The 25,477-nt window shown below is 63.5% G+C and carries 19 protein-coding genes and 1 pseudogene; 13 read left to right on the top strand and 7 right to left on the bottom strand.

What is annotated here, in order from left to right; translation table 11 throughout:
- The first annotated feature begins 113 nt into the window (after nt 1-113).
- The 9 genes and pseudogenes from pimC to KMZ29_RS24170 all read left to right on the top strand — a co-directional run bounded on the left by pimC (nt 114) and on the right by KMZ29_RS24170 (nt 9,072).
- Nucleotides 114-1,304 carry a pimeloyl-CoA dehydrogenase large subunit gene (gene pimC, locus KMZ29_RS24205; protein WP_215613527.1) on the top strand — a complete coding sequence of 397 codons (1,191 nt, stop codon included), beginning with the start codon at nt 114-116 and terminating at the stop codon, nt 1,302-1,304.
- Between the two features lie 129 nt (nt 1,305-1,433).
- A complete protein-coding gene (gene pimD, locus KMZ29_RS24200; RefSeq protein ID WP_215621537.1) occupies nt 1,434-2,576 on the top strand; it encodes a pimeloyl-CoA dehydrogenase small subunit in 1,143 nt (380 codons plus the stop codon).
- 155 nt (nt 2,577-2,731) lie between these two features.
- A complete protein-coding gene (locus KMZ29_RS24195) occupies nt 2,732-3,505 on the top strand; it encodes an SDR family NAD(P)-dependent oxidoreductase (RefSeq protein WP_215621536.1) in 774 nt (257 codons plus the stop codon).
- Nucleotides 3,506-3,738: 233 nt separating this feature from the next.
- Nucleotides 3,739-5,244: a glycerol kinase GlpK gene (glpK, locus tag KMZ29_RS24190; RefSeq protein WP_215621535.1), complete on the top strand. Its 1,506-nt coding sequence runs from the start codon at nt 3,739-3,741 to the stop codon at nt 5,242-5,244.
- 77 nt (nt 5,245-5,321) lie between these two features.
- Nucleotides 5,322-6,632: a serine/threonine protein kinase gene (locus KMZ29_RS24185; protein WP_215621534.1), complete on the top strand. Its 1,311-nt coding sequence runs from the start codon at nt 5,322-5,324 to the stop codon at nt 6,630-6,632.
- The gene (locus tag KMZ29_RS24180; protein WP_215621533.1) at nt 6,632-7,342 is read left to right on the top strand and encodes a PP2C family protein-serine/threonine phosphatase; all 711 of its coding nucleotides are present in this window, start codon (nt 6,632-6,634) and stop codon (nt 7,340-7,342) included. The genes KMZ29_RS24185 and KMZ29_RS24180 overlap by 1 nt, the downstream gene beginning before the upstream one ends.
- 15 nt (nt 7,343-7,357) lie before the next feature.
- A pseudogene (locus KMZ29_RS26820) lies at nt 7,358-7,500 on the top strand (glutathione S-transferase family protein); the annotation flags it as partial.
- Nucleotides 7,501-7,558: 58 nt separating this feature from the next.
- Nucleotides 7,559-8,236, top strand: coding sequence for a transglutaminase-like domain-containing protein (locus tag KMZ29_RS24175; RefSeq protein ID WP_215621532.1), 678 nt, complete (start codon nt 7,559-7,561; stop codon nt 8,234-8,236).
- A 206-nt stretch (nt 8,237-8,442) separates the two neighbouring features.
- On the top strand, nt 8,443-9,072 hold the full coding sequence (locus KMZ29_RS24170; protein ID WP_215624397.1) for a glutathione S-transferase family protein: 630 nt from the start codon (nt 8,443-8,445) through the stop codon (nt 9,070-9,072).
- A gap of 157 nt (nt 9,073-9,229) precedes the next feature.
- Here KMZ29_RS24170 and maiA read toward each other — a convergent pair whose 3' ends face one another.
- The 4 genes from maiA to metF all read right to left on the bottom strand — a co-directional run bounded on the left by maiA (nt 9,230) and on the right by metF (nt 16,046).
- On the bottom strand, nt 9,230-9,892 hold the full coding sequence (maiA, locus tag KMZ29_RS24165) for a maleylacetoacetate isomerase (protein WP_215621531.1): 663 nt from the start codon (nt 9,890-9,892) through the stop codon (nt 9,230-9,232).
- 115 nt (nt 9,893-10,007) lie between these two features.
- Nucleotides 10,008-11,003, bottom strand: a complete 996-nt coding sequence (locus tag KMZ29_RS24160) for an AraC family transcriptional regulator (protein WP_215621530.1) — start codon at nt 11,001-11,003, stop codon at nt 10,008-10,010.
- Nucleotides 11,004-11,251: 248 nt separating this feature from the next.
- Complete coding sequence (gene metH, locus KMZ29_RS24155; RefSeq protein ID WP_215621529.1) at nt 11,252-15,127, bottom strand: methionine synthase; 3,876 nt, start codon at nt 15,125-15,127, stop codon at nt 11,252-11,254.
- A gap of 4 nt (nt 15,128-15,131) precedes the next feature.
- Complete coding sequence (gene metF, locus KMZ29_RS24150) at nt 15,132-16,046, bottom strand: methylenetetrahydrofolate reductase [NAD(P)H] (protein WP_215621528.1); 915 nt, start codon at nt 16,044-16,046, stop codon at nt 15,132-15,134.
- A gap of 417 nt (nt 16,047-16,463) precedes the next feature.
- On the opposite strand from metF, the gene KMZ29_RS24145 reads away from it, so the two are divergent.
- Nucleotides 16,464-17,483 (top strand): LLM class flavin-dependent oxidoreductase, encoded by a 1,020-nt coding sequence (locus tag KMZ29_RS24145; protein ID WP_215621527.1) that lies wholly within the window; start codon nt 16,464-16,466, stop codon nt 17,481-17,483.
- 301 nt (nt 17,484-17,784) lie between these two features.
- On the opposite strand, the gene KMZ29_RS24140 is transcribed toward KMZ29_RS24145, so the two are convergent.
- The 3 genes from KMZ29_RS24140 to KMZ29_RS24130 all read right to left on the bottom strand — a co-directional run bounded on the left by KMZ29_RS24140 (nt 17,785) and on the right by KMZ29_RS24130 (nt 20,661).
- Nucleotides 17,785-18,825 carry an IS110 family RNA-guided transposase gene (locus KMZ29_RS24140; protein ID WP_215621526.1) on the bottom strand — a complete coding sequence of 347 codons (1,041 nt, stop codon included), beginning with the start codon at nt 18,823-18,825 and terminating at the stop codon, nt 17,785-17,787.
- 193 nt (nt 18,826-19,018) lie between these two features.
- Nucleotides 19,019-19,879, bottom strand: a complete 861-nt coding sequence (locus KMZ29_RS24135) for a prephenate dehydratase (RefSeq protein ID WP_215621525.1) — start codon at nt 19,877-19,879, stop codon at nt 19,019-19,021.
- A gap of 23 nt (nt 19,880-19,902) precedes the next feature.
- Nucleotides 19,903-20,661, bottom strand: coding sequence for a 3-deoxy-manno-octulosonate cytidylyltransferase (locus KMZ29_RS24130; protein ID WP_215621524.1), 759 nt, complete (start codon nt 20,659-20,661; stop codon nt 19,903-19,905).
- A 199-nt stretch (nt 20,662-20,860) separates the two neighbouring features.
- Between KMZ29_RS24130 and KMZ29_RS24125 the strand changes: the two genes are divergently transcribed.
- From KMZ29_RS24125 to KMZ29_RS24115, 3 genes are all read left to right on the top strand, one after another.
- Nucleotides 20,861-21,409 carry a c-type cytochrome gene (locus tag KMZ29_RS24125; protein ID WP_215621523.1) on the top strand — a complete coding sequence of 183 codons (549 nt, stop codon included), beginning with the start codon at nt 20,861-20,863 and terminating at the stop codon, nt 21,407-21,409.
- 292 nt (nt 21,410-21,701) lie between these two features.
- Nucleotides 21,702-23,594 (top strand): extracellular solute-binding protein, encoded by a 1,893-nt coding sequence (locus KMZ29_RS24120; protein ID WP_215621522.1) that lies wholly within the window; start codon nt 21,702-21,704, stop codon nt 23,592-23,594.
- A 14-nt stretch (nt 23,595-23,608) separates the two neighbouring features.
- A complete protein-coding gene (locus KMZ29_RS24115) occupies nt 23,609-25,477 on the top strand; it encodes an extracellular solute-binding protein (RefSeq protein ID WP_215621521.1) in 1,869 nt (622 codons plus the stop codon).

Genomic DNA, 25,477 nt, shown 5'->3' with positions numbered 1-25,477 from the left:
CCGGGGGTTATGGGTCCCCGCGCCCCGTGCGCAATGGCGCACTAGGCGGGGACGACGAGATTGAGACAACGCGTAACTAACGAATGTAGTTCATTCGCACACAGGAGGATCCGATGGATCTCGCTTTCAGCAAGGAAGAAGCAGCGTTTCGTGAGGAAGTGCGGGCGTTCTTCAGGGACAACGTGCCGACGGAGACGCGGCGGAAACTGGTCGAGGGCCGTCACCTCTCCAAGGACGAGATGGTCGCCTGGTGGCGCATCCTGAACAAGAAGGGCTGGGGCGTATCGCACTGGCCGAAGGAATATGGCGGCACCGGCTGGAGCTCGGTGCAGCACTACATCTTCAACGAGGAACTGCAGATGCACCCGGCGCCGGCGCCGCTCGCCTTCGGCGTCAGCATGGTCGGCCCGGTGATCTACACCTTCGGCAACGAGAAGCAGAAGAAGCAATACCTGCCGCGCATCGCCAATGTCGACGACTGGTGGTGCCAGGGCTTCTCGGAGCCCGGCTCGGGATCGGACCTCGCCTCGCTCAAGACCAAGGCCGAGCGCAAGGGCGACAAGTACATCATCAACGGCCAGAAGACCTGGACCACGCTGGCGCAGCACGCCGACATGATCTTCTGCCTGTGCCGCACCGACACCAATGCGAAGAAGCAGATGGGCATCTCCTTCATCGTGTTCAGCATGAAGTCGAAGGGCGTCACGGTGCGCCCGATCGAGACCATCGACGGCGGCCACGAGGTCAACGAGGTGTTCTTCGATGACGTCGAGGTGCCGGTCGAGAACCTGATCGGCGAGGAGAACAAGGGCTGGGATTACGCCAAGTTCCTGCTCGGCAACGAGCGCACCGGCATCGCCCGGGTCGGCGTCTCCAAGGAGCGGCTGCGCCGCATCAAGGAACTCGCCTCCAAGGTCGAATCCGGCGGCAAGCCGATCATCCAGGACCAGGGCTTCCGCGAGAAGCTCGCCGCCTGCGAGATCGAGCTCAAGGCGCTCGAGCTCACCCAGCTGCGCGTCGTCGCCGATGAAGGCAAGCACGGCAAGGGCAAGCCCAATCCGGCGTCCTCGGTCCTGAAGATCAAGGGTTCGGAAATCCAGCAGACCACCACCGAACTCTTGATGGAAGTGATCGGCCCGTTCGCGGCGCCCTATGACGAGCACGGCGAGGACGGCAGCAACGAGGCGATGGACTGGACTGCGCAGATCGCGCCGAGCTACTTCAACAACCGCAAGGTCTCGATCTACGGCGGCTCCAACGAGATCCAGCGCAACATCATCACCAAGGCCGTGCTGGGGTTGTGACCGTCATTCCGGGGCGCGCGTGAGCGCGAACCCGGAATCTCGAGATTGTGGCACCCGGAGATTCCGGGTTCACGCGAAGACGCGTGCCCCGGAATGACTCGCTTCTAAGTATCAAGGAAAGTAGAGAACATGGATTTTGATCTGTCCGAGGAGCAGCGGCTTCTCAAGGAAAGCGTCGACGGGCTGTTGAACGACTCCTACGACTTCGACGCGCGCAAGAAATACAGGGCGGAGAAGGGCGGCTGGAGCAAGGCCGTCTGGAGCAAGCTCGCCGAACAGGGCCTGCTCGGCCTGCCGTTCCCGGAAGCCGACGGCGGCTTCGGCGCCGGCGCGGTCGAGACCATGATCGTGATGGAGGCGCTCGGCAAGGCGATGGTGCTGGAGCCCTATCTGCCGACCGTGGTGATCGCGGGAGGCTTCCTGCGCCATGGCGGCTCGGCGGCGCAGAAGGCCGCGCATATTCCCGGCATCATCGACGGCAGCAAGACCTTTGCCTTTGCGCAGCTCGAGAAGAATTCGCGCTATGACCTTTCCGACGTCACCGCCACGGCGAAGAAGAAGGGCGACGGCTGGGTGATCGACGGCGAGAAGTTCGTCGTCATCAACGGCGAGAACGCCGACAGCTTCGTGGTGACCGCGCGCACCAAGGGCGGCCAGCGCGATAAGACCGGCATCGGCGTGTTCCTGGTGCCGGCCAACGCCAAGGGCATCACGAAAAAGGGCTATCCGACCCAGGACGGCCTGCACGCGGCCGACATCGCCTTCACCGGCGTCGAGGTCGGCGCCGACGCGGCGATCGGCGACCCCGAGAACGGCCTCGCCTTGATCGAGCGCGTGGTCGACGAGGCCCGCACCGCGCTGTGCGCGGAAGCGGTCGGCGCGATGGATGAATCGCTGAAGACCACCGTCGAATATCTCAAGACCCGAAAGCAGTTCGGCGTGGCGATCGGCAGCTTCCAGACCCTGCAGCATCGCGCCGCCGACATGTTCGTCGCCGTCGAGCAGGCCCGCAGCATGTCGATGTTCGCGACCATGGCGGCCGATTTCGACAACGCCAAGGAGCGCGCAACCGCCGTTGCCGCGGCCAAGGTGCAGATCGGCAAGTCGGCGAAATTCGTCGGCCAGCAGTCGATCCAGCTCCATGGCGGCATCGGCATGACCCAGGAGGCCAGGATCGGCCACTACTTCAAGCGGCTGACCATGATCGAGAACACCTTCGGCGACACCGAATACCACCTGCGCCGCGTCAGTGACGGCGGGGGATTGGTGTAAGGGGCAATCGCCTCTGTCGGAGCAAGCAACGCGCCCCCTCAGCGTCATTGCGAGCGAAGCGAAGCAATCCATAGGGCCGCGGGCTCGGGCATGGATTGCTTCGTCGCTTTGCTCCTCGCAATGACGAGGAGAAAAAAACAGGGAGGTATCAAACGATGAAAAACACCCCGTTCGATCTCACCGGCAAGGTCGCCGTCGTCACCGGCTCGAGCCGCGGCATCGGCCGCTCCTCGGCCGAACTGCTGGCGAAGCTCGGCGCCAAGGTGGTGATCTCCAGCCGCAAGATCGATGCCTGCCAGGAAGTGGCTGCTGGCATCCGCAAGGCGGGCGGCGACGCCCACGTCATCCCCTGCAACATCTCGCATCGCGCGGAAGTCGAGGTGCTGATCAAGGGGGCCATCATGCACTACGGCAAGATCGACATCCTGGTCTGCAACGCCGCGGTCAATCCCTATTACGGCCCGCTGCTCGACATCACGGACGAGGCCTTCGACAAGATCATGAACTCCAACGTCAAGAGCAACATCTGGCTCTGCCAGCTGGCGATCCCGCAGATGGCCGAGCGCGGCAACGGCTCGGTGGTCATCATCTCCTCGATCGGCGGCCTGCGTGGCTCCACCGTGATCGGCGCCTACGGGATTTCCAAGGCGGCGGATTTCGCGCTGTGCCGCAGCCTCGCCGGCGAATGGGGCCCGAAGGGCGTGCGCGTCAATTGCGTCGCGCCGGGCCTGATCAAAACCGATTTCGCGAAAGCGCTGTGGGAAGACGAAGAACGCCTGAAGCGCCGCTGCGCCACCACGCCCTTGCGCCGGATCGGCGAACCCGACGAAATCGCCGGCGCCGTCGCCTATCTCGGCTCCGACGCCTCGAGCTTCATGACCGGCCAGACCATCGTGGTCGACGGCGGGGTTACCACCGCGTCGGTGTAGCTCTCTTCCCTCTCCCGCTTGCGGGGGAGGGTGCCGAGCAAAGCGAGGCAGGTGGGGGCTGCCTCCGCGAATCCCTTTGCGGCAAGAGCCCCCACCCCAACCCTCCCCCGCAAGCGCGGGAGAGGGGGCGCGCCGTTCGTGAAGAAGCACGCTCGCTCCCGCCCATATTGACGAACCACCCCCAATCCGCTTGCCTTGCCTATAACACCACCCAACCGCCGGGAAGCAACGTCATGTCCTTTGTGCTGGCCATCGATCAGGGCACCACATCCTCGCGCGCCATCGTGTTTCGCGGCGACATCTCGATCGCCGCGACCGCGCAACAGGAATTCCCGCAGCATTTTCCGGCCTCCGGCTGGGTCGAGCACGAGCCGGAGGACATCTGGACCTCGACCATCGCGGTCTGCCGCGAGGCGCTGAAGAAAGCCGGCGTCACGGCAAAGGACATCGCCGCGATCGGCATCACCAACCAGCGTGAGACCACCGTGGTGTGGGACCGCGCCACCGGGCAGGCCATCCACCGCGCCATCGTCTGGCAGGATCGCCGCACCGCCGACATCTGCGCCAAATTGAAGGCCGAAGGCCATGAGCCGGCGATAACAGGCAAGACCGGCCTGATCGTCGATCCCTATTTCTCCGGCACCAAAGTCGCCTGGATCCTCGATCACGTCCCCGGCGCCCGCGAGCGCGCCGAGCGTGGCGAACTGCTGTTCGGCACCGTCGATTGCTATCTGCTGTGGCGGCTGACCGGCGGCAAGGCGCACGCGACCGACGCCACCAACGCCTCGCGCACGCTTCTGTTCAACATCCACACCGGGCAGTGGGACGACGACCTCCTGAAGCTTTTGCGGGTGCCGCGCTCGCTGTTGCCGGAGGTGAAGGATTCCTCGCACCATTTCGGCGACAGCGTGCCCGAATTGTTTGGCGGCGCGATCGCGATTTCCGGCATCGCCGGCGACCAGCAGGCCGCCACCATCGGCCAGGCCTGCTTTGCGCCGGGCATGATGAAGTCGACCTACGGCACCGGCTGTTTCGCGCTGCTCAACACCGGCGCCACGCCGGTTAACTCGAAGAACAAGCTGCTCACCACCATCGCCTACCAGCTCAACGGCCAGCGCACCTACGCGCTCGAAGGCTCGATCTTCGTCGCCGGCTCCGCGGTGCAGTGGCTGCGCGACGGGCTCGGCATCATCAGGCAGGCCTCGGAGACCGGCCCGCTCGCCGACAAGTCCGATTCGATGCAGTCGGTCTACCTGGTGCCGGCCTTCGTCGGCCTCGGCGCCCCCTACTGGAATCCGCGGGTGCGCGGCGCGCTGTTCGGGCTGACCCGCAACACCGGTCCCGCCGAACTCGCCCATGCCGCGCTCGAAAGCGTCTGCTACCAGACGTTTGACTTGTGGGCCGCGATGCGCGCCGACTGGCCGGATGCCAAGGCGGCCCATGTCGTGCTCCGCGTCGACGGCGGCATGACCGCCTCGGACTGGACCATGCAACGCCTCGCCGACCTCTTGGACGCGCCGGTCGACCGCCCGATGATCCAGGAAACCACCGCGCTCGGCGCCGCCTATCTCGCCGGCCTCGCCGCCGGCGTCTATCCCGAGCCGGCGAAGTTTGCCGACAACTGGCGGCTGGAGCACCGCTTCAAGCCGGCGATGTCTGCTGCGACGCGCGAGCGCAAGCTGGCGGGGTGGGCGAGGGCGGTGAAGGGGCTGTTGGCGAGCGATGAGGGGGAGGGGTAGCCCTTTGGACACAGTCAATCTAACACAAGTAATGTGGTAAAAGCGCAATAGAATGGGGCTGCTGTCGAGGTATTTCAGTGAAACTTGTCAAACAACTCGGTGCGGGAGGCTTCGGAGTCGTCGATTTGGTTACTGACGACAAGGGAATGCCATTTGCCCGAAAAACGTTCTCAAATAGTCAGAATTTCTCGGAGGAGATGGTCAGTAACGTCAGAAAACGATTCATTCGTGAAGCTAAGATGCAGCAGGGCCTTCGTCACCGAAACATTGTTCCGGTTGTTGGTGAAAATTTAGAGGGTGATAAGCCCTACTACTTGATGCCAGTTGCGCTTTCTAGCTTAGGTGATGACCTAGATAAGGATCGCACGTGTGGCGGTAATTTCATTTCGGTTATTAGTGATATTGTTGCGGCTCTCGAAGAGCTCCACTCCCTAGATATTTATCATCGAGACTTAAAGCCACACAATATTCTCCGATTCCAAGAAGGTGATTCCCAATTCTATGCAGTGAGCGATTTCGGATTGATTTCTCAAAAAGACTCGACGCTCTCCAAATTAACGACCACTGGAATGGCGAAGGGATCCGACTATTACACAGCCCCAGAGATCACTGCTGATTTGAGGCGCGCATCGGCCCAATCAGACATCTATTCCTTGGGATGCATACTCCACGACATTGTTGGACAGAAGGATCGGGTACCATGCCAAGAAATCAAGGAGGATGGCGACTACGCCCAAGTTCTATTGGGATGTACCCGAACTGATCCGGCCCGAAGGTTCAAATCCGTCCGTGCTTTTTTAGATGCCCTAATATCAATAGATCCCAAGGCGCCCGCCTTACAAAACGACCAGGCGAAGGAGTTGGCCGAGCATTTAGAAAAGCCGGGACCGATGACGCCAGCCATATGGAGCCGGTTTGTAGAATTCGTAGAGGATAACCTGGCGAGCGAGGACGGCAAATCCCTGCTTAGGAAGTTGAGTCTCGAACGTATAGAGGAGCTCTGCGGCCAGGCCCCTGATAACGCCGGTAGGTTGGCGGTTGTGTATGCGGAATGGGTTGCGTCGTCCGGATTCAACTTTGACGCCTGTGACGGCATTGCCGATCGTCTTTCCGCCCTTATTTCATCGGTTCCAATCACGGCGAAAGTCGAGTGTCTAATGGCGCTGTTATTGATGGGGACCTCGCACAATCGCTGGTACGTTGAACGAATGTTTGTAAGCCTATGTTCCGCAGACTTAGACGAACCCGTTGCTAAGCGTCTGGCGATTGAATTTCGCGCTTCCGACGAAAAGGTATGCAGGGCGGTCTCTCATCTCGAGCGATCAATACATGTCAGTCGTACGTCCCTCCACCCCCTGCTAGCTCACACTCTAGGTGAAATCTGCTAATGCGTTTCGTAGTAGATTCTCTGACAAGCGCAGGGCCGCGTCCTGAAAATCAGGATGCGATTGGACTGAAGGAATTTGGTGCTGCCAACCTAGTAGTTGCCGTGGCTGATGGGTTGGGAGGGCATGCCGGCGGCAGAATTGCGTCAATGCTGGCAGTCGAGACATTCGTTGATCTGGCTTCGGAACGAAACGTCGATCTTCAATCGGTGGCGCTTCACATTCATTCGCAGATACGGGAGTATCAACAGCGGAGCCCCGAAATACGTACAATGGCAACAACGTTGTCAGGAGCAATATTCCGAAGCGGCTTGATGGAGTTTGTACACTGCGGAGACACGCGAATATCGGTTGCTCGCAATGCAGGCATTCGCAGGCTCACGGTCGATCATACAGAAGCCCAAAGATTGCTCTCGTCGGGTGCGATAACTAAAGCTCAATTCGAAGATTATCCGCGTAAAAACATTCTGGAGAGCGCGCTTGGCATCAAGGGAGAGCCGAAAATCGACGCCGGTAGTTTTCCGTTAATGCTCGGTGATAGATTTTTCTTCTCAAGCGATGGGTTTCACAACAAGATCCCCTTGCGAGAGCTTTTTGTCTTGACCTCGAAAGTGCGGACTCCTCAAGCTGTTATCAAGATATTGAGCGATAAGATGGCGCTGCGAAATGCAGATGATAACTACAGCATTGCGACGGTCTTTGTCGTTGGATAGCGCTCCGAGTCCCCCATGATCCTGATCGGCCAATACGGCTCCCCCTTGGTCCGCCGCGTGGCGATAGGCTCGGCCACGAGCACCGGCCATGGTCGACCTTCGGCGACGCCGACAAGATCGCGCCGTTCAAGCCGCTGCGGCGGGTGCCGGCGCTGTTGCGGCGAGGGAGTTAGCAACACCATTTGCCAACCGACCCCCGCTTGCTAGACTTGCGGCATGACCGACCTTCCCGACACGATCCGCCGCCTCTACACCGATCCCGGCGACTATATCGACAGCGACCATCCGGCCGTGCAAAGCTTCGCCGCCGCCGCCGCTGCGGCTGACGCCTCCGACCGCGAGAAGGCCAGCCTGCTCTACAGAGCGGTGCGCGACGGCATCCGCTATAACCCTTACGTCAACATGCGCACATCAGAGACGTTCCGGGCCTCCAGCGTGCTGGCGGCCGGGGTCGGCTATTGCGTCGGCAAGGCGGCGCTTTACGCCGCCGCCTGCCGCGTCCACGGCATTCCCGCCCGTGTCGGATTCGCCGACGTGCGCAACCACCTCACGACCGAGAAGCTGCGCCGGAGCATGGGCACGGATATCTTCACCTGGCACGGCTACACCGAAGTCCATGTCGACGGCGCCTGGCGCAAGGCCACCCCGACCTTCAACGCCACGCTGTGCGCCAAGGTCGGCGTGCATCCGCTCGATTTCGACGGCCACACCGACGCGCTGCTGCATCCCTTCGACGGCGAGGGGCGGACCTACATGCAATATGTCTGCGATCACGGCTCGTTCCACGACGTTCCGGCAAAATTCCTGATGCGGGAGATGGCGCGCGACTACGCCCACATGCAAAGCGAGGACCTCTCCGGCCGCGACATGGAACGGGAAGCGGCGCAAGGGTGATGGACCGGCGTCTTGCAGGCGCTTCGCGGCGGAGCTGAGCGCTGCAACGCATTCAGCCGTCATGCCCGGACTTGATCCGGGCATCCATCCGACCGTCATCACCGGGCTTGACCCGGTGATCCACGTCTTACTTACTTTGAGGTGAGGCAAAGACGTGGATGGCCGGATCAAGTCCGGCCATGACGATGAGAGAGGTATCTGCAGAAATGATCCTGATCGGCCAATACGACTCCCCCTTCGTCCGCCGCGTGGCGATTGCGCTGCGGCTTTACGGGCTGCCCTATGAGCACCGGCCGTGGTCGACCTTCGGCGACGCCGACAAGATCGCAGCCTTCAATCCGCTGCGGCGGGTGCCGACGCTCGTGCTCGACGACGGCGAGGTGCTGATCGAGAGCAGCGCGATGCTGGATTATCTCGACGAGCTGGTCGGGCCGGAAAAGGCGATGATCGCGGAAAATGGTCAGGCGCGGCGCCATGCGTTGAAGATCTGCGCGCTCGGAAGCGGGCTCGCCGACAAGGCGGTCAGCCTGATCTATGAGCGGGTGCTGCGCAAGGATCAGCTGGAGCTGTGGGTCGAGCGCTGCCAGGCCCAGATCGGCGGCGTGCTCGACCTGCTGGAAAAGGAACGCGCCGCGGTGGCGACGCCGTTCTGGTTCGGGGAGCGGATCGGCCACGCCGACATCATGGTCGCCTGCGCGCTGCGCTTCACCGGCGAGGCGCATCCGGCGCTGTTCCCGGCGGCGCGCTATCCGGCGCTGACGGCGCACGCCGCGCGTTGCGAGGCGCTGCAGCCGTTCCGGGAAGTCGTGCAGAAGCTCGATCCGCCGAAGGGGTGAAAAACTCCTCCCGTCATTCCGGGGCACGCGAAGCGTGAACCCGGAATCTCGAGATTCCGGGTTCGATGCTAACGCATCGCCCCGGAATGACGGAGCGAGCGAGCGCCTGCGACAAATTCCCACAAGGGGAGAGGGGAAGTAAGAAGCCCCGCTACCCTCACTTCTTCACCCGCATCGCCTCCGGCGTATCCGGCTGGGCCAGCGGATGGGCGCTCGCAAATGCCGGCAGCGCCATCGCGGTCTCGAAGATGCGCTTGACGGTGGGCCAGGGCGCAAGATCGATCTGCTGGGTGAGCGCCACGCTGACGTGGCCGACCATGCAGATGTCGGCGAGCGTGGGCGTGTCGCCATGGCAGAAGCGGCCGGTGGCCTTGTCGTTGGCGAGAATGGCTTCCAGCGCGGCCAGCGTCTCCGTCGTCCAGTGCCGCCGCCACGCCGCTTGCTGGGTCTCCCGCAAATTCAGTTCGTGATCGAGATAGCGCCGCACCCGCGGCACCAGCAGCGGATGGCCTTCGCAGGCGACCATCAGCGCCAGCGCGCGCACCCTCGCGCGGCCGCGCGGATCGGCCGGCAACAGCGGCGGGGCGGGATGGGTCTCGTCGAGATATTCGATGATGGCGAGCGACTGGAACAGCGTGGTGCCGTCGTCCTCGACCAGCGCCGGCAGCGCCATCTGCGGATTGACCTTGCGGTAGTCGTCGGCGCGGTGCGCGTCGGCGTCGATATCGACGAACACGATTTCGGCCGGCAGGCCCTTGAGATTGAGCGCGATCCGAACGCGAAAACTCGCCAGCGATCGCCAGAAGGAAAAGAATTTCATGGAGGAATCCGCGCCGTTGTCATGCGCGGGCCCGACCCGCGCATCCATCAATCTTCACAAGACTCTTGAGAAGATGGATCACCGGGTCAAGCCCGGTGATGACGAACAACCGCCCTCACTCCAACCCCTCGCGCCAGCTCCGCCGCGCGGCCTCGCGGAAATCCGAGGGCTTGGCGCCGAAATGGCGGCGGAAGGCGCGGTTGAAATAGGAGATGTCGCCGAAGCCGCTGGCGTAGACGATCTGCGCGATGCTCATGCCGCTGCAGCGGCGGTCGATCAGCATGCGATGGGCCTTGACCAGCCGCTCGTGCAGCACGAAGGCGGAAAACGACGAGCCGTCCTGCTCGAACAGCTTTCGCACATAGCGCGCCGAGATGCCGTGACGGGCCGCGATCAGGTCGGCCGACAGCTCGCCGCGGCCGAGCTCGCGCAGGATATCCGATTTCATGGCGCCGAGCCGCGCCGCCCTGGCGCCGCGCCCGCGCGCCATCTCGGCGTAATCGCCGCGCGCGCCCAGCGCCAGAGCTGCCAGGTCGATGATGTGGTCGGACACGCTCTGCCCGATGCGGGGATGGGTCAGCTCGTCGCCGGCCTGCACCACCTCGAGATAGCGGGTCAGGAGCCGCAGCGCCGTGCTGCTGCCCGGGACCGGCCGCCCGAAGGCCTGCGACAGGTCCGGAACCAGTGCGGCGAGGCTGCTGCGCGACAGCGCCAGCGTGATGAAACTGCCATCCGTGTACAGCGTCGAGGTCGAGGGATCGGTCGGCACCAGCACGCTGGCGCTGCCGACGCCGCTGATCAGCTCGTTGCCGAACTGCGTGGCGGAAGCGGCGCCGCTGCGCAGGATGCTGAGCGCGATGATGTCACGGCCGCGCCCGGCGAGCTCCCGCGTCACCCGGTAATGCGCCGGCGAGCGCGAGCCGGCGGCGATGCTGACATTGGGCAGCAGGTTGAAGGTGACGTCGGCGTGAAACGGCTTGTCGCCGATCGGCTCGATATCGACGTTGGCGATGCCGCGGCCGTAGATCTCCTGCCAGGTCGCCAGCCGCGTGTGCTCCGCGAACGCATTCGTGGTGATATGCGCGTGCCCGAGCGGTTCGATGTTCTGCATGGCGCCCCCTGCCCAGGAATCGATCTCTCCTCTGGTAGTCGCGGCCAATTGAAGACGCGTTCATGAAGCCCGACGCTGTTGAAGCAGTGTTCCGCATGGTCCCATGGTTGTTCCGCCCAGGACAAATTCGCGTGTCGGCCGGGACACAGCGGCCATGGAAACGGCCGTCGTGCCGGCGGATAGAGACCCCTCATCCGGCGCTTCGCGCCACCTTCTCCCACAGGGGGAGAAGGGAAACAAGAATCCACCTACGCCCGTGCCGCCTTCTTGCGATACGCCAGATGCACTGCGCAGTTGCAGCCGGGCGGATGCGACGACACGTCGTTGGCGGGCTCGGCGGAGGTCGGCGCCAGCGTCGGCATCGCCTCTTTGAGGCGGCGATCCTGCTCGGACTGATCCTGCGCCGGGATGTAATTCAGCACCGGCGCCAGCCAGCGCTCGGCTTCCGCCACGCTCCAGCCCTTGCGCGCGGCGTAATCCTCGACCTGATCACGCTCGATCTTGCCGACGCCGAAATAGAAGCTTTCGGGGTGGCTGAAATAGAGCCCGGACACCGAGGAGCCCGGCCACATCGCATAGCTTTCCGTCAGCTTCACGCCGGCGGTATTCTCGGCATCGAGCAGCGCGAACAGCGTCGCCTTCTCGGTGTGATCGGGCTGCGCCGGATAGCCCGGCGCCGGGCGAATCCCAACGTACTGTTCGAGGATCAGTTGCTCCGGCGAAAGCGCCTCATCCGGCGCGTAGCCCCAGAACTCGCGGCGCACGCGGGCATGCATCCGCTCGGCAAAGGCTTCGGCGAGACGATCGGCCAGCGCCTTGCACAGGATCGAGGAGTAGTCGTCGTTGGCGTTCTTGAAGCGGTCGGCGATGATGTCCTCGCCGATCCCGGCGGTGACCACGAAGGCGCCGATATAGTCGGGCACGCCCGAGGATGCCGGCGCGATGAAATCCGACAGCGCCGAGTTGAAGCGGCCTTCGCGCTTCTCCAGTTGCTGGCGCAGGGTGTGGAACGTCGCAATCTGCTGTTTGCGGCTGTCGTCGGCATAGACCACGATGTCGTCGCCTTCGGCGTTGGCGGGCCAGAAGCCGATCGTCGCCTGTGCCTTGAACCATTTCTCCGCGATGATGCGATCGAGCATCTTGCGGGCATCGTCATAGAGCGAGCGCGCGACTTCGCCGACCTTGGGATCGTCGAGAATCGCCGGGAAACGCCCGGTCAGTTCCCAGGTCTGGAAGAACGGCGTCCAGTCGATGTAGGAGGCCAATTCGGCGAGATCGTACTCGGCAAAGCTCCGGATGCCGAGGAACGCCGGCTTCTTCGGCGGCGCCTTGGCAAAATCGATCGTGATCGCGTTGGCGCGGGCATCCGCCAGCTTCAGCCGCCTCTTGTCGGCCTGCGCCCGGAAATGCGCCGCGGAAATTTTCGCATAATCCGCGCGCACCTCGGCGGCATAGGCTTCGCGCCGTTCCGGCGACAGCAGCGAGGAGGCGACGCCGACGGCGCGGCTGGCGTCGTTGACATGCACCACCGGGCCGCCCTTGTAGTTCGGGTCGATCTTGACCGCGGTATGGACGCGGCTGGTGGTGGCGCCGCCGATCAACAGCGGCACCTTCATGCCCTGCCGTTCCAGCTCGCCGGCCAGGAAACTCATCTCGTCCAGCGATGGCGTGATCAGGCCGGACAGCCCGATGATGTCGGCACCTTCGGCCTTGGCGGTCTCGATGATCTTCGAAGCCGGCACCATCACGCCGAGGTCGATGACCTCGAAATTGTTACATTGCAGCACGATGCCGACGATGTTCTTGCCGATGTCATGGACGTCGCCCTTGACGGTGGCGAGCACGATCTTGCCGGCCGAGTTGCGGCCGTCGCCCTCGATGCCGTTGGCGAGGTTGCGCGCCTTCTCTTCTTCCATGAATGGCATCAGATAGGCGACCGCCTGCTTCATCACGCGGGCGGATTTCACCACCTGGGGCAGGAACATCTTGCCGTCGCCGAACAGGTCGCCGACGATATTCATGCCGGCCATCAGCGGGCCTTCGATCACGTTGAGCGGGCGCTCGACCAGCAGCCGGGCGGCCTCGGTGTCGGCCTCGATGAATTCGGTGATGCCGTGCACCAGCGCGTGGCTGAGCCGCTTTTCGACCGGCCATTCGCGCCAGGCGAGGTCCTGCTCTTTCGCCTGCTTCTCCTTGCCGCGGAATTTCTCCGCAAGCTGCAGCAGCCGTTCCGACGCGCCGGGGTCGCGATTCAGAATGACGTCCTCGCACACCTGCCGCAGCTCGGGATCGATGTCGTCATAGACGATCATCTGCCCGGCATTGACGATGCCCATGTCCATGCCGGCATGAATCGCGTGGTACAGAAACACCGAATGCATCGCCTCGCGCACCGGCTCGTTGCCGCGGAACGAGAACGACAGGTTGGAGACGCCGCCGGAGATATGGGCGTGCGGCAGGTTGGCGCGGATCCAGCGCGTCGCCTCGATGAAGTCGACGCCGTAATTGTTGTGCTCTTCGAGCCCCGTGGCGATCGCGAAAATATTGGGATCGAAGATGATGTCTTCCGGCGGGAAATCGAGCTGGCCCACCAGGATGTCGTAGGCGCGCTTGCAGATCTCGGTCTTGCGCACGAAAGTGTCGGCTTGCCCGGTCTCGTCGAACGCCATCACCACCACGGCCGCGCCGTGGCGCCGCGCGATCCGGGCCTCGTGGATGAATTTTGCCTCGCCTTCCTTCATCGAGATCGAATTCACCACCGGCTTGCCCTGAACGCATTTCAGGCCGGCTTCGATCACGGCGAATTTCGAGGAATCGACCATCACCGGGACGCGGGCGATGTCGGGCTCGGCGGCGACGAGGTTGAGGAACGTCACCATCGCGGCTTCGGAATCTAGCAGGCCCTCATCCATGTTGACGTCGATGATCTGGGCGCCGTTCTCGACCTGGTCGCGCGCCACCTGCAGGGCTGCGGTGTAATCGCCCGCGGTGATCAATTTACGGAATTTGGCGGAGCCCGTGACATTGGTGCGCTCGCCGACATTGACGAAGGGGATCGCGGGCGTCAGTTCGAACGGCTCGAGTCCCGACAGCCGCAGCCGCGGTTCGATCACGGGGACAACGCGCGGCCTATGCGGCGCGACGGCAGCCGCAATGGCGGCGATGTGGGCCGGCGTGGTGCCGCAGCAGCCGCCGACGATGTTGACGAGGCCGCTGGCAGCGAATTCGCCGATCAGCCGCGCCATATATTCCGGGCTCTCGTCATACTGGCCGAATTCGTTGGGAAGGCCCGCGTTGGGATAGGCGCAGACCAGGGTATCGGCGACGCGGCCGATGTCGGCGATATGGGCGCGCAGATCCTCGGCGCCGAGCGCGCAGTTGAAGCCGACCGTGATCGGCTTGGCGTGGCGCACCGAATTCCAGAACGCTTCCGGCAACTGGCCCGACAACAGCCGGCCGGACTTATCGGTGATGGTGCCGGAGATCATCACCGGCACGTCGATGCCGCGCGCCTCGGCGATTTCCGCGATCGCATACAGCGCTGCCTTGGCGTTCAGCGTATCGAAGATGGTTTCGACCAGCAGCAGGTCGGCGCCGCCATCCAGCAGGCCGTCGATCTGTTCGCCATAGGCCTTGCGCAGGTCGTCGAAGGTGACGGCGCGGTAGCCGGGATTGGAAACGTCGGGCGAGATCGAGGCGGTGCGGTTGGTCGGGCCGAGCGCACCGGCGACGAAGCGCGGTTTGCGGTCTTCGGCGGTCACGCGCTCGGCAGCGGCGCGCGCCAGCTTCGCGCCGTCCCGGTTGAGTTCATAGGCGAGGTCCGACATATCGTAGTCGGCCTGCGCGATCGAGGTCGAGGAGAAGGTGTTGGTGGCGACGATGTCGGCGCCGGCGCGCAAGTATTCGGCGTGGATGTCCTCGATCGCTTTCGGCTGCGTCAGGATCAACAGGTCGTTATTGCCCCTGATGTCGCGGTGGAAATCCGCAAAGCGTTCGCCGCGAAACGCCGCCTCGTCGTATTGCAGGCCCTGGATCATGGTGCCCATGGCGCCGTCGAGCACCAGGATGCGCTCGCGGGCAGCCGCGAGCAAAGCGGTTCGCTTTTCGGAAACGGGTACGGTCATCGGATCAGGCGGCTTTCTGTGCGCCCTGCGGGCGAATGCCGAGCAAATGGCAGATCGCGAACACGAGGTCCGCGCGGTTCATGGTGTAAAAGTGGAAGGTGTCGACGCCGTGCTTGGCCAGGTTTTGCACCTGGCCGGCGGCAACCGTCGCCGCCACCAGCTTGCGGGTCTCCGCATCGTCGTCGAGGCCTTCGAATTTTTCCGCGAGCCAGTCCGGCACTGACGTTCCGGCGCGGGTGACGAAATTGCGGGCCTGCTTGAAATTGTGCATCGGCATGATGCCGGGCACGATCGGAATGGCGATGCCGCGCGCGCGAACCCGGTCGAGGTAGCGGAAGTAGAGGTCGTTGTCGAAGAACACCTGCGTAATAGCCCGCGTCGCGCCGGCGTCGACCTTGGCCTTCAGCGTATCGATGTCGGCATCGAAGTCGTGGCTTTCCGGATGTTTTTCCGGATAGGCGGAAACCGAAACCTCGATGTCACCGTGCTGCCGCTTGATGCCGGCCACGAGTTCGGCCGAGGTCTGGTAGCCGTCGGGATGGCTGGAGTAGGCGGTTCCGATGCCGCCGGGCGGATCGCCGCGCAGCGCGACGATATGGCGGACGCCGATGTCATGGTAGCGGCCGACGATCTCGTCGATCTCGCCGCGCGCGGCGCCGACGCAGGTCAGATGCGCCGCCGGCGTCAGGTCGGTTTCCGCCAGGATGCGGGCGATGGTGGAATGGGTGCGCTCGCGGGTCGATCCGCCGGCGCCATAGGTTACCGACACGAAATTCGGCGTGAGCGGCGCCAGGCGCTTGATGGTCTCCCACAGGCTCTTCTCCATCTCCTCGGTCTTCGGCGGGAAGAACTCGAAGGAGATGTCAGGCGATTTGAGCGCGCGGTGCCCGTCAGGCGCGGGGGGCGTAACCTCGGTCATGGCACCACAAACTCCACTCGAAGCTTTCGGGAACGGCCGGCTTAGCTGCCGAGACGCTAAAATAAGCCAAACAAGGTCGTTCAAACAGCCCATCGCAGATGGGAAATAGCCCAATATTTGCATTTCGTATGGAATTATTGTTCCACTACTCAATTGGTGGGCAATGGAGGGCGAAGCGCCTCATTGGCCAAAATTTCGGATAAATACCATAAAATCGGACATTTCATCAAGTTTCGGCGGGTCCGGGTGCCGCGCCATCCCAGAGCTATATGGTGGGCAGAACATAGTATGTGTTTCTATCTGGCAAATTGGCCCACTTTCCATGTCCAGGCTACCGTCGCGGATGTCTGCCGGCGCGCGCCTGATCTGCGCGGCAAGGGCCTTTGTCGGCCCGATCAGGCGCACTAGTTTACCTTCATGATTCCGCTCTCGATCCTCGATCTCTCCGTCGTCACCACCGGCACGAAGCCCGCGGCGGCCTTGCGCAACAGCATCGACCTGGCGCGCCACGCCGATGGCCTCGGCTACGTCCGCTACTGGCTGGCCGAACACCACAATCTTGCATCGGTGGCGAGCCCGGCGCCCGACCTGATGATCGGGCAGATCGCGGCGGTGACCAGGCACATCCGGGTCGGCTCCGGCGGCGTGATGCTGCCCAACCACGCGCCGCTGGTGGTGGCCGAGCGCTTCAAGATGCTGGAGGCGCTGTTTCCCGGCCGCATCGATCTCGGCCTCGGCCGCGCGCCCGGCACCGACGGCGCCACCGCGCATGCGCTGCGCAGCCGGCTCGACCGCCGCGAGGGCGACGACTTCCTCGAGCGGCTGCATGAATTGATCCTGTGGGAGACCCGCGATTTTCCGCCCGGCCATCCCTACAACAATGTGGTGGCGATGCCGGACGACAGCCCGCTGCCGCCGATCTGGCTGCTCGGCTCCAGCGATTACTCATCGGAGCTGTCGGCGCAGATCGGGATGGGTTTTGCGTTCGCGCACCACTTTGCCTCCCATGACGCCGTCGAAGCGATGATGAATTACCGCACCCACTTCAAGCCGTCGGGCTGGCGCGCGGCGCCGCACGGCATTCTCGCCGTCGCCGTGGTAGCGGCCGAGACCGATGCGGAAGCCGAAAAGCTGGCGTCGTCGATGGATCTCAACCGCCTGCGCCGCGACCGCGGCCAGTATCTGCCGCTGCCGAGCGTCGAAGAAGCCTTGGCCTATCCCTACACCGACTCCGAGCGCGCCTCGATCGCCCGCAACCGCTCGCGGCTGTTCGTCGGCAGTCCGGCCACGGTGCTGCAACAGCTGCAGCCGATGATCGACGCGAGCCAGGCCGACGAGCTGATGGTCATCACCGCCGTCTACGACCACGACGCGCGGAAAAAATCCTACAGCCTGCTGGCGGATGCGTTCGGGCTGAGGAAAATGGCGGCGGCGTAACACACTCGTCGTCCCGGCCAAGCGAAGCGCGAGCCGGGACCCATATGTGGACGGCCCCCGTGCCACAAGAGTTTTTTGAGGTCTGATCGGATCGCTTGCATCCATATGTCCGGCCTGTTGGTGCGGTCGCTTGGACCGCTGGCCAAGATGGCTTCCGCGACGCGAGTTCCAAACAACCACACGACCTGTCTTGGGCCAATGGGTCCCACGGATTGTCTCGCACCTCGGATCGATCGATCCTACCATCTGCTCCTCTTGCAGCTCCGGCTCAGCCGATAAGACGAACTTACCGGCTGATCTCTTAGGCGGCTGACGCCGATGCCTCAGACATCCGCGCGCCGTCGTAATTATCCCCCGTAACCATCAGTTTCCAGGCGATGCGGGCAATCTTGTTGGCGAGCGCCACCGCCGCGAGTTTTGGCGGCTTGCGCTTGAGCAAAGCGATCAGCCAGGGCGATGGATGGCCACGGCCGTACTTCGCCTGCTGAATCACGGCGGTCGCTCCTGCCACCAGCACGCTGCGCAACCTCTCATCGCCGGCACGGGTGATCTTGCCGAGCCGGGTTTTGCCGGCAGTGGAGTGGTCTTTCGGGGTCAGTCCGAGCCAGGCCGCAAAATGCCGGCCCGAGGAGAAGGCACGCGGATCAGGCGTCTTCATCACCAGCGCCGTGGCGCCGATCGGCCCGACTCCTGGAATCTTCGCCAAGCGCCGGCTATCGGCATTGCCGCGGTGCCAGGCCCTCAGCCTGGCTTCGATTGCCTTCAACTCTCCCTGCAACTGCGCGTACTCGCGGCCCTGGACCGCAAACGACTCGCGCGCCAGCGCCGGCACGCTGTCATCTTGCGCGATGCCAGCTAAAAGCGGTTCGATCTTGTCGAGGCCCTTGGCCACCGCAAGGCCGAACTCTGCCGCATAGCCCCGGATCATATTGCTGAGCTGGGTGCGACGGGCGACCATCTGCTCGCGGAGACCTGCCAGCATCAAAGCTGCCTGCTGCTCGGCCGTCTTCACTGGCACAAACCGCATCGTCGGTCGGCCCATCGCTTCACACAGCCCCTCGGCATCTCGCCCGTCGTTCTTGTTCCGCCTGACGTAAGGCTTCACGTGTTGCGGCGCGATCAGCTTCACCTCGTGGCCGAGCTTGCCAAGCTCGCGCGCCCAATAATGCGCCGCACCGCAGGCCTCGATCCCGATCACGGTCGGCGGCTGCTTGGTAAAAAATGCCACCATTTGCGCCCGGCCGAGCCGCCTGCGCAACACCGGCCGTTCGGTCGCATCAACCCCATGCAGCTGGAAAATATGCTTCGACGTATCCATGCCAATTCGGATAATCTGTTCCACGGACGGCTCCTTTGTCTGAGATTTGCAACAACCTCATTCTGGCACAACTGATGCCGTAGGGGGCCGTCCACCCCATCAACCACCGCTGCAAATTGTTGCGGTAGGCGTCAGCCACAGCGCCTTATTGATGCATCACGCGGTATGGGTCCCGGCTCAAGGCCGGGACGACGTGCGGAGAAATCCCGCGGTTAATTCACTCCGCCTTCTCACTGAACGTCGCGCGGAACGGATGGCCCGGATAAACCCCGACGATCCTGAATTCGCGCGAGAAGAATTTCAGCTCCTCCAGCGCGAACGCCAGCCCCCGGTCCTCGGGATGGCCGTCGACGTCGGCATAGAATTGCGTGGCGAAGAAATTGCCGTCGACCATGTAGCTTTCCAATTTCGTCATGTTGACGCCGTTGGTGGCAAAGCCGCCCAGCGCCTTGTAGAGCGCGGCGGGCAGGTTGCGCACCCGGAACACGAAACTCGTAACCAGCGGTCCCGATCCCTGTTTGGCCCAGGCCGCTTCGCGCGCCAGCACCACGAAGCGTGTGGTGTTGTGGGTCTCGTCCTCGACGTCTTCGGCGAGGATATCGAGGCCGTAGATATCGGCGGCGAGCCTCGAGGCGATCGAGGCGCAGCTCTTGTCGCCGCGCTCGGCGACGATGCGGGCGCTTCCTGCGGTATCGCCCGAGACGATCGGCTTGATCTTGAGCTTGCGGATGATGTTGCGGCATTGGCCGAGCGCGTGGACGTGGCTCTCCACCGTCTTGATGTCGGAGAGCTTGGCGCCGCGCGGCGCCATCATCTGGTGGTGGATCGGCAGGAAGTATTCCCCGACGATGAACAGGCCGGATTGCGGCAGCAGATGATGGATGTCGGCGACGCGTCCGGCGACCGAGTTCTCGATCGGGATCATGCCGAGGTCGGCTTCCCCGGAGGCGATCGCGGCCAGCGCGTCCTCGAAGGTCGGGCAGGGCAATGGCTCGGCGTCGGGATAGGCTTCGACGATGGCGATGTGGGAATTGGCGCCCGGCTCGCCCTGGAAGGCAATTTTCAGCTTTTTGGTCATGATGTTTTCCTGGGGGCCTTGTATCAGCCGTTCAGGCTTTTGCCAGCGTCAGCCAGTATGCGGCGGGCGGTTTCGAGATCGGCCGGCGTATCGACGCCGCGCGGCACCGTGTCGACGATGCCGATATCGATCCGCATGCCGGCCTCCAGCGCCCGCAACTGCTCGAGTCTCTCCTGCTGCTCGAGCGGGGAGGGAGGCAGCGACACGAAACGCTCCAGCGCCGCCCGGCGATAGGCATAGAGGCCGATATGATGATAGCGCGGCCCATCGCCCCAGGGCGCCGTGGCACGGGTAAAATACAGCGCGCGCAGCCGCACCGAGCTGATCGGCGAGCCGACCGCTTTCACCACATTCGGATTGGTGGCCTCTTCCTCGGTGTGGATCCGGGCGGCCAGGGTGGCGATATCGACCGCGGGATCGGCCAGCGGCGCCAGCACGCTGCGGATGTTGTCGGGGCGGATGGTCGGGAAATCGCCCTGCAGGTTGACGACGATTTCGGCCTCGCCTTGGGGATCGAGCTTGCCCAGCGCCTCGTGGATCCGGTCCGATCCGGAGGGGTGATCGGCGCGTGTCATGACCACTTCACCGCCATGGGTTGTCACGGCGGCGGCGATCTCCGGCGTGTCGGTGGCGACCGCCACCCGGCCGATGCCGGCCTCGCAGGCCCGGCGCAGTACATGGACGATCATCGGCAGGCCGGCAATGTCCAATAGCGGTTTGCCGGGCAGGCGCGTGGCCGCCATGCGGGCGGGAATCAGCACCAGAATGCGGGGGTCGGTCATCGGGTTCGGACCCGGCTCACAGGATCAGGAATTGATGGGGATGGGCGGAAAGTTGGGGCGTTTATACGGGTTGCCAGAGCCCGGGCAAACCGATATCTCATCCTCGCTCGGGGGGCGGTGCGAAAGCCGATTCCTGATGCTCATCCCGGCCGTCTCTCCGGCCTTTTAGTCGACCTTCCGGCCTGGAGCCTGATCCAAAATGGACTCCTTCGAACTCAATAAAATTCTCGGCGCCATTCTGGCCACCTGTCTTCTCCTGCTGGTGACGAGCTTCACCGCCGGCGCGCTTTTTGCGCCCGAGATGCCGGCGAAGCCGGGTTATGAAATCGCGGTCAAGGACGCGGGCCACGGCGCCGGCAAGGCAGCCGCGGCGGCGCCGGCCGAACCGATCGAGAAGCTGCTGCAGACCGCCTCCGTCGAGAAGGGCGCCGCGGCGGCGAAGAAATGCGCGGCCTGCCACACCTTCGAGAAGGGCGGCCCCAACCGCGTCGGTCCGAACCTGTTCGGCGTCGTCGAACGCGCCCGCGCCTCCGAGGCCGGCTTCAACTATTCCGCCGCCATGAAGGCCAAGGGCGGGAAATGGGATTTCCAGGAGCTCAACGCATTCCTTCTCAATCCCAAGGCCAACGTTCCCGGCACCGCGATGGGCTTCGCCGGCATCGCCAAGGACAGCGAACGCGCCGACGTCATCGACTACCTGCGTTCGCTTGCGGACAAGCCGGTTCCGCGGCCGACGGCGTCGAAGTAACATCCCGGCGCCCCACCATGGGTCTCCACCTCAAGACGGCCAGGCATTGCCTGGCCGTTTTGCTATGATCGCGGCCTTGTTATCGGGGCGTTTCGCCGCAGCGGGGGACAGAAGCGTTTTTCAGCGAAGCGGGGCGAAGAAAACGCGTCAGACAAAGGAGATAGAGCCTCGGGTTCGATCCCGCCAGAACCGAAAAGGCTCTGGTAACATGAGGAAAAAGCAACATAATCGGTCGAATCCTTGCCTTATATTGCGTCCTCAATAGCCCGCGATAGCAATCAGGAATTCTCATTTGGCGATTACCCGACGACATCTTCTGCAGAGCGGCGCCTATGCCGCGCTCGCCCCGGCTTTGGGGATAGCGGCAGGCGTTCCCGCAGCGGAACCGGCCCAGGCGCAATCCGGCGAACCGGCTTGGCGCCACGGCTTGTCGCTGTTCGGCGACATCAAATACCCGGCCGGCTTCAAGCACTTCGATTACGTCAATCCGAATGCGCCGAAGGGCGGCATCGCCCGCATGATCTCGATCGGCACCTTCGATAATTTCAACATCGCGGTCGCCGGCGTCAAAGGCTCGCTCGCGCCGGCCGCCGCCCTGATCTACGAAACGCTGATGACCAAGTCGCAGGACGAGGTCGCCACCGAATACGGCCTGGTCGCCGAGGCGGCATCGCATCCCGACGATTTCGGCTCGGTGATCTACCGCCTGCGCAAGGAAGCCCGCTGGCACGACGGCAAGCCGGTGACGCCGGACGACGTGATCTTCTCGATCGAGGTGCTGAAGAAATACAGCCCAATGTACGCGTCCTATTACCGCCACGTCGTCAAGGCCGAAAAGATCGGCGAGCGCGACATCAAGTTCACCTTCGACACGACGGGCAACCGCGAACTGCCGACCATCGTCGGAGAGCTGCTGGTACTGCCGAAACACTATTGGGAAGGCACCGACAGCCAGGGCCGCAAGCGCGACATCTCGGCGACCACGCTGGAGAAGCCGCTCGGCTCCGGCCCTTACCGCATCAAGGATTTCGTCGCCGGGCGTTCGATCACGCTGGAGCGGGTGAAGGATTACTGGGGCCTCAATCTGCCGTCGCGGATCGGCCAGAACAATTTCGACGAAATGCGTTTCGAGTTCTTCCGCGACAACGTGGTGGCGCTGGAAGCCTTCAAGGCCGACCAGGCCGACTGGATCGCGGAGAATTCGGCCAAGCAATGGGCGACGGCCTATGACTTTCCGGCCGTGACCGACAAGCGCGTCGTCAAGGAGGAATTCCCGATCACCGATTCCGGCCGGATGCAGGGCTTCGTTCTCAACCTGCGCCGTGACCAGTTCAAGGACGCGCGGCTGCGCCGGGCCTTCAACTACGCCTTCGATTTCGAGGAGATGAACAAGCAGCTGTTCTATGGGCAGTACAAGCGCATCAACAGCTATTTCGAGGGCACCGAGCTTGCGTCCTCCGGTCTGCCCGAGGGGCTGGAGCTGGAGATTCTGCAGTCGGTCCGCGACAAGGTGCCGGCCGATGTCTTCACCAAGCCTTACGTCAATCCGGTCGGCGGCAATCCGGAATCGGTGCGCGCCAATTTGCGTGAGAGCGCGCGGCTCCTGAAGGAAGCCGGCTTCGAGGTGCGCGAGCGCAAGCTGGTCGATGCATCAGGCAAGCCCGTGTCAGTCGAGATCCTGGTGCAGGACCCTTCCGCCGAGCGGATCGCGCTGTTCTACAAGCCGTCGCTGGAGCGCATCGGCGTCACCACCTCGATCCGCATCGTCGATGATGCGCAATATCAGAACCGGCTGCGCAACTTCGACTTCGATGTCATCACCGACCTCTGGGGCCAGTCGCTGTCGCCCGGCAACGAGCAGCGGGAATTCTGGGGGTCGCAGACCGCCGACCAGCCCGGCTCGAGAAACACCATCGGCGTCAAGAATCCCGCGATCGATGCGCTGATCGAGAAGTTGATCTTCGCCAAGGATCGCCCGACGCTGGTGGCCGCGACCAGGGCGCTCGACCGCGTGCTGCTGTGGAATTTCTACGTCGTGCCGCAATTCACCTATGGCTTTTCGCGCTACGCGCGCTGGGACCGCTTCAGCCATTTCGAGCCGCTGCCGAAATACGGCCGTTCCGGGTTGCCGTCGCTGTGGTGGTTCGATGCCGACAAGGCCGGGCGGATCGGCAAGCGATCTTGAGGGATTTTTCGCGCATGGCGCTTTTCTCCCGCCGGCATGTGCTCGGTCTCGGCCTCGGCGCGCTGGGCGCGGCGCAGTTCCGGCCCGCGCGCGCCGCTGGCGGCGGCACCGAAGCGCATGGCATATCGGTGTTCGGCGATCTGAAATATCCGGCCGACTTCCGTCATTTCGACTACGTCAATCCGGCGGCGCCGAAGGGCGGGATGTTTTCGCTGATCCCCTCGACGCGCGCCTACAACCAGTCCTACCAGACCTTCAACTCCTTCAACGCCTACATCCTGAAGGGCGAAGGCGCGCAGGGCATGGACATGACGTTCTCGCCGCTGATGGTGCGCGCCACCGACGAGCCCGACGCGATGTACGGCCTCGTTGCCAAATCGGTGCAGATTTCACCGGACAAGCTGACCTACCGCTTCACGCTGCGCCCGGAGGCGCGGTTTCACGACGGTTCGAAACTGACTGCGCATGACGCCGCCTTCTCGCTGACCACGCTGAAGGCCAGGGGCCATCCTTTGATCGTGACGCAGATGCGCGACATGGTGAAGGCGGAAGCGCCCGACGACGCCACGCTGGTCGTTACCTTCGCGGAGAAGCGCGCGCGCGACGTGCCGCTCTATGTCGCCTCCTTGCCGATTTTTTCGAGGGCTTATTATGCGACGCGCCCCTTCGATGAATCGACGCTCGATATTCCGCTCGGTTCCGGGCCGTACAAGGTCGGCAAGTTCGAGGTCAATCGCTACGTCGAATTCGAGCGGGTCAAGGATTGGTGGGCCGCCGATCTGCCGGTGGCGCGCGGCGCCTATAATTTCGATACCGTGCGTTACGAGTTCTACCGCGACCGCGACGTCGCGTTCGAGGGATTTACCGGCAAGAACTATCTGTACCGCGAGGAGTTCACCGCGCGGGTATGGGCGACGCGCTATGATTTTGCGGCGGTCAGGGATGGCCGCGTCAAGCGCGAGATCCTGCCCGACGACACGCCGTCGGGCGCGCAGGGCTGGTTCATCAATACCCGCCGCGACAAGTTTAGGGATCCGAAGGTGCGCGAGGCGCTGATCCAGGCGTTCGATTTCGAGTGGACCAACAAGACCATCATGTACGGCGCCTATGCGCGCACCCATTCGCCGTTCCAGAATTCGGACATGATGGTGAGCGGGCCGCCCTCGCCGGAGGAACTCAAGCTGCTCGAGCCGTTCCGCGGCCAGGTGCCGGACGAAGTGTTCGGCGCGCCGTTCGTGCCGCCGGTGTCGGATGGCTCGGGACAGGATCGGACCTTGCTGCGCAAGGCCCAGCAATTGCTGCAGGAGGCTGGGTTCGTCACCAGGGACGGCAAGCGGCTGTTGCCGAACGGCGAAGTGTTCAGAATAGAATTCCTGGTCGACGAGCCCTCGATCCAGCCGCACCATGCGCCCTATGTCAAAAATCTCGGCACGCTCGGGATCGAGGCCAGCGTGCGGCTGGTCGATCCCGTGCAATATCGCGCCCGGCTGGAAGATTTCGATTTCGACATGACCATCCAGCGCTTCAGCATGTCGGCGACCCCGGGCGACGGCATGCGGCCGTTCTTCACCTCGCAGGCCGCTGCCACCAAGGGCTCCTACAATCTGGCCGGGATCGCCAATCCGGCGATCGACGCGCTGATCGAGAAAATTCTCGGCGCCGAGACCCGCGCCGATCTGACGGTCGCCTGCCGCGCCTTCGACCGGGTATTCCGCGCCGGGCGTTACTGGGTGCCGCAGTGGTATCGCACCAGCCATCCGATCGCCTATTGGGACCAGTTCGGACATCCCCCGAAACTTCCGCGCTACGCGCAAGGCGTCGGCGCCCCCGAACTCTGGTGGTTCGAGGCGGCCAAGGCGGCGAAGCTGGAACAGGCGAAATAG

Origin of the sequence: Bradyrhizobium sediminis, from assembly GCF_018736085.1 — a bacterium.
Taxonomy (GTDB): domain Bacteria; phylum Pseudomonadota; class Alphaproteobacteria; order Rhizobiales; family Xanthobacteraceae; genus Bradyrhizobium; species Bradyrhizobium sediminis.
Note: the sequence above shows the minus strand (reverse complement) of the source record. Positions and strands in the feature narration are given on the sequence as shown.

Coding starts and splice junctions, on each gene's coding strand:
- pimC (WP_215613527.1), top strand. CDS start 114: ATGGATCTCGCTTTCAGCAAGGAAGAAGCAGCGTTTCGTGAGGAAGTG.
- pimD (WP_215621537.1), top strand. CDS start 1,434: ATGGATTTTGATCTGTCCGAGGAGCAGCGGCTTCTCAAGGAAAGCGTC.
- KMZ29_RS24195 (WP_215621536.1), top strand. CDS start 2,732: ATGAAAAACACCCCGTTCGATCTCACCGGCAAGGTCGCCGTCGTCACC.
- glpK (WP_215621535.1), top strand. CDS start 3,739: ATGTCCTTTGTGCTGGCCATCGATCAGGGCACCACATCCTCGCGCGCC.
- KMZ29_RS24180 (WP_215621533.1), top strand. CDS start 6,632: ATGCGTTTCGTAGTAGATTCTCTGACAAGCGCAGGGCCGCGTCCTGAA.
- KMZ29_RS24175 (WP_215621532.1), top strand. CDS start 7,559: ATGACCGACCTTCCCGACACGATCCGCCGCCTCTACACCGATCCCGGC.
- KMZ29_RS24170 (WP_215624397.1), top strand. CDS start 8,443: ATGATCCTGATCGGCCAATACGACTCCCCCTTCGTCCGCCGCGTGGCG.
- maiA (WP_215621531.1), bottom strand. CDS start 9,892: ATGAAATTCTTTTCCTTCTGGCGATCGCTGGCGAGTTTTCGCGTTCGG.
- KMZ29_RS24160 (WP_215621530.1), bottom strand. CDS start 11,003: ATGCAGAACATCGAACCGCTCGGGCACGCGCATATCACCACGAATGCG.
- metH (WP_215621529.1), bottom strand. CDS start 15,127: ATGACCGTACCCGTTTCCGAAAAGCGAACCGCTTTGCTCGCGGCTGCC.
- metF (WP_215621528.1), bottom strand. CDS start 16,046: ATGACCGAGGTTACGCCCCCCGCGCCTGACGGGCACCGCGCGCTCAAA.
- KMZ29_RS24145 (WP_215621527.1), top strand. CDS start 16,464: ATGATTCCGCTCTCGATCCTCGATCTCTCCGTCGTCACCACCGGCACG.
- KMZ29_RS24135 (WP_215621525.1), bottom strand. CDS start 19,879: ATGACCAAAAAGCTGAAAATTGCCTTCCAGGGCGAGCCGGGCGCCAAT.
- KMZ29_RS24130 (WP_215621524.1), bottom strand. CDS start 20,661: ATGACCGACCCCCGCATTCTGGTGCTGATTCCCGCCCGCATGGCGGCC.
- KMZ29_RS24125 (WP_215621523.1), top strand. CDS start 20,861: ATGGACTCCTTCGAACTCAATAAAATTCTCGGCGCCATTCTGGCCACC.
- KMZ29_RS24115 (WP_215621521.1), top strand. CDS start 23,609: ATGGCGCTTTTCTCCCGCCGGCATGTGCTCGGTCTCGGCCTCGGCGCG.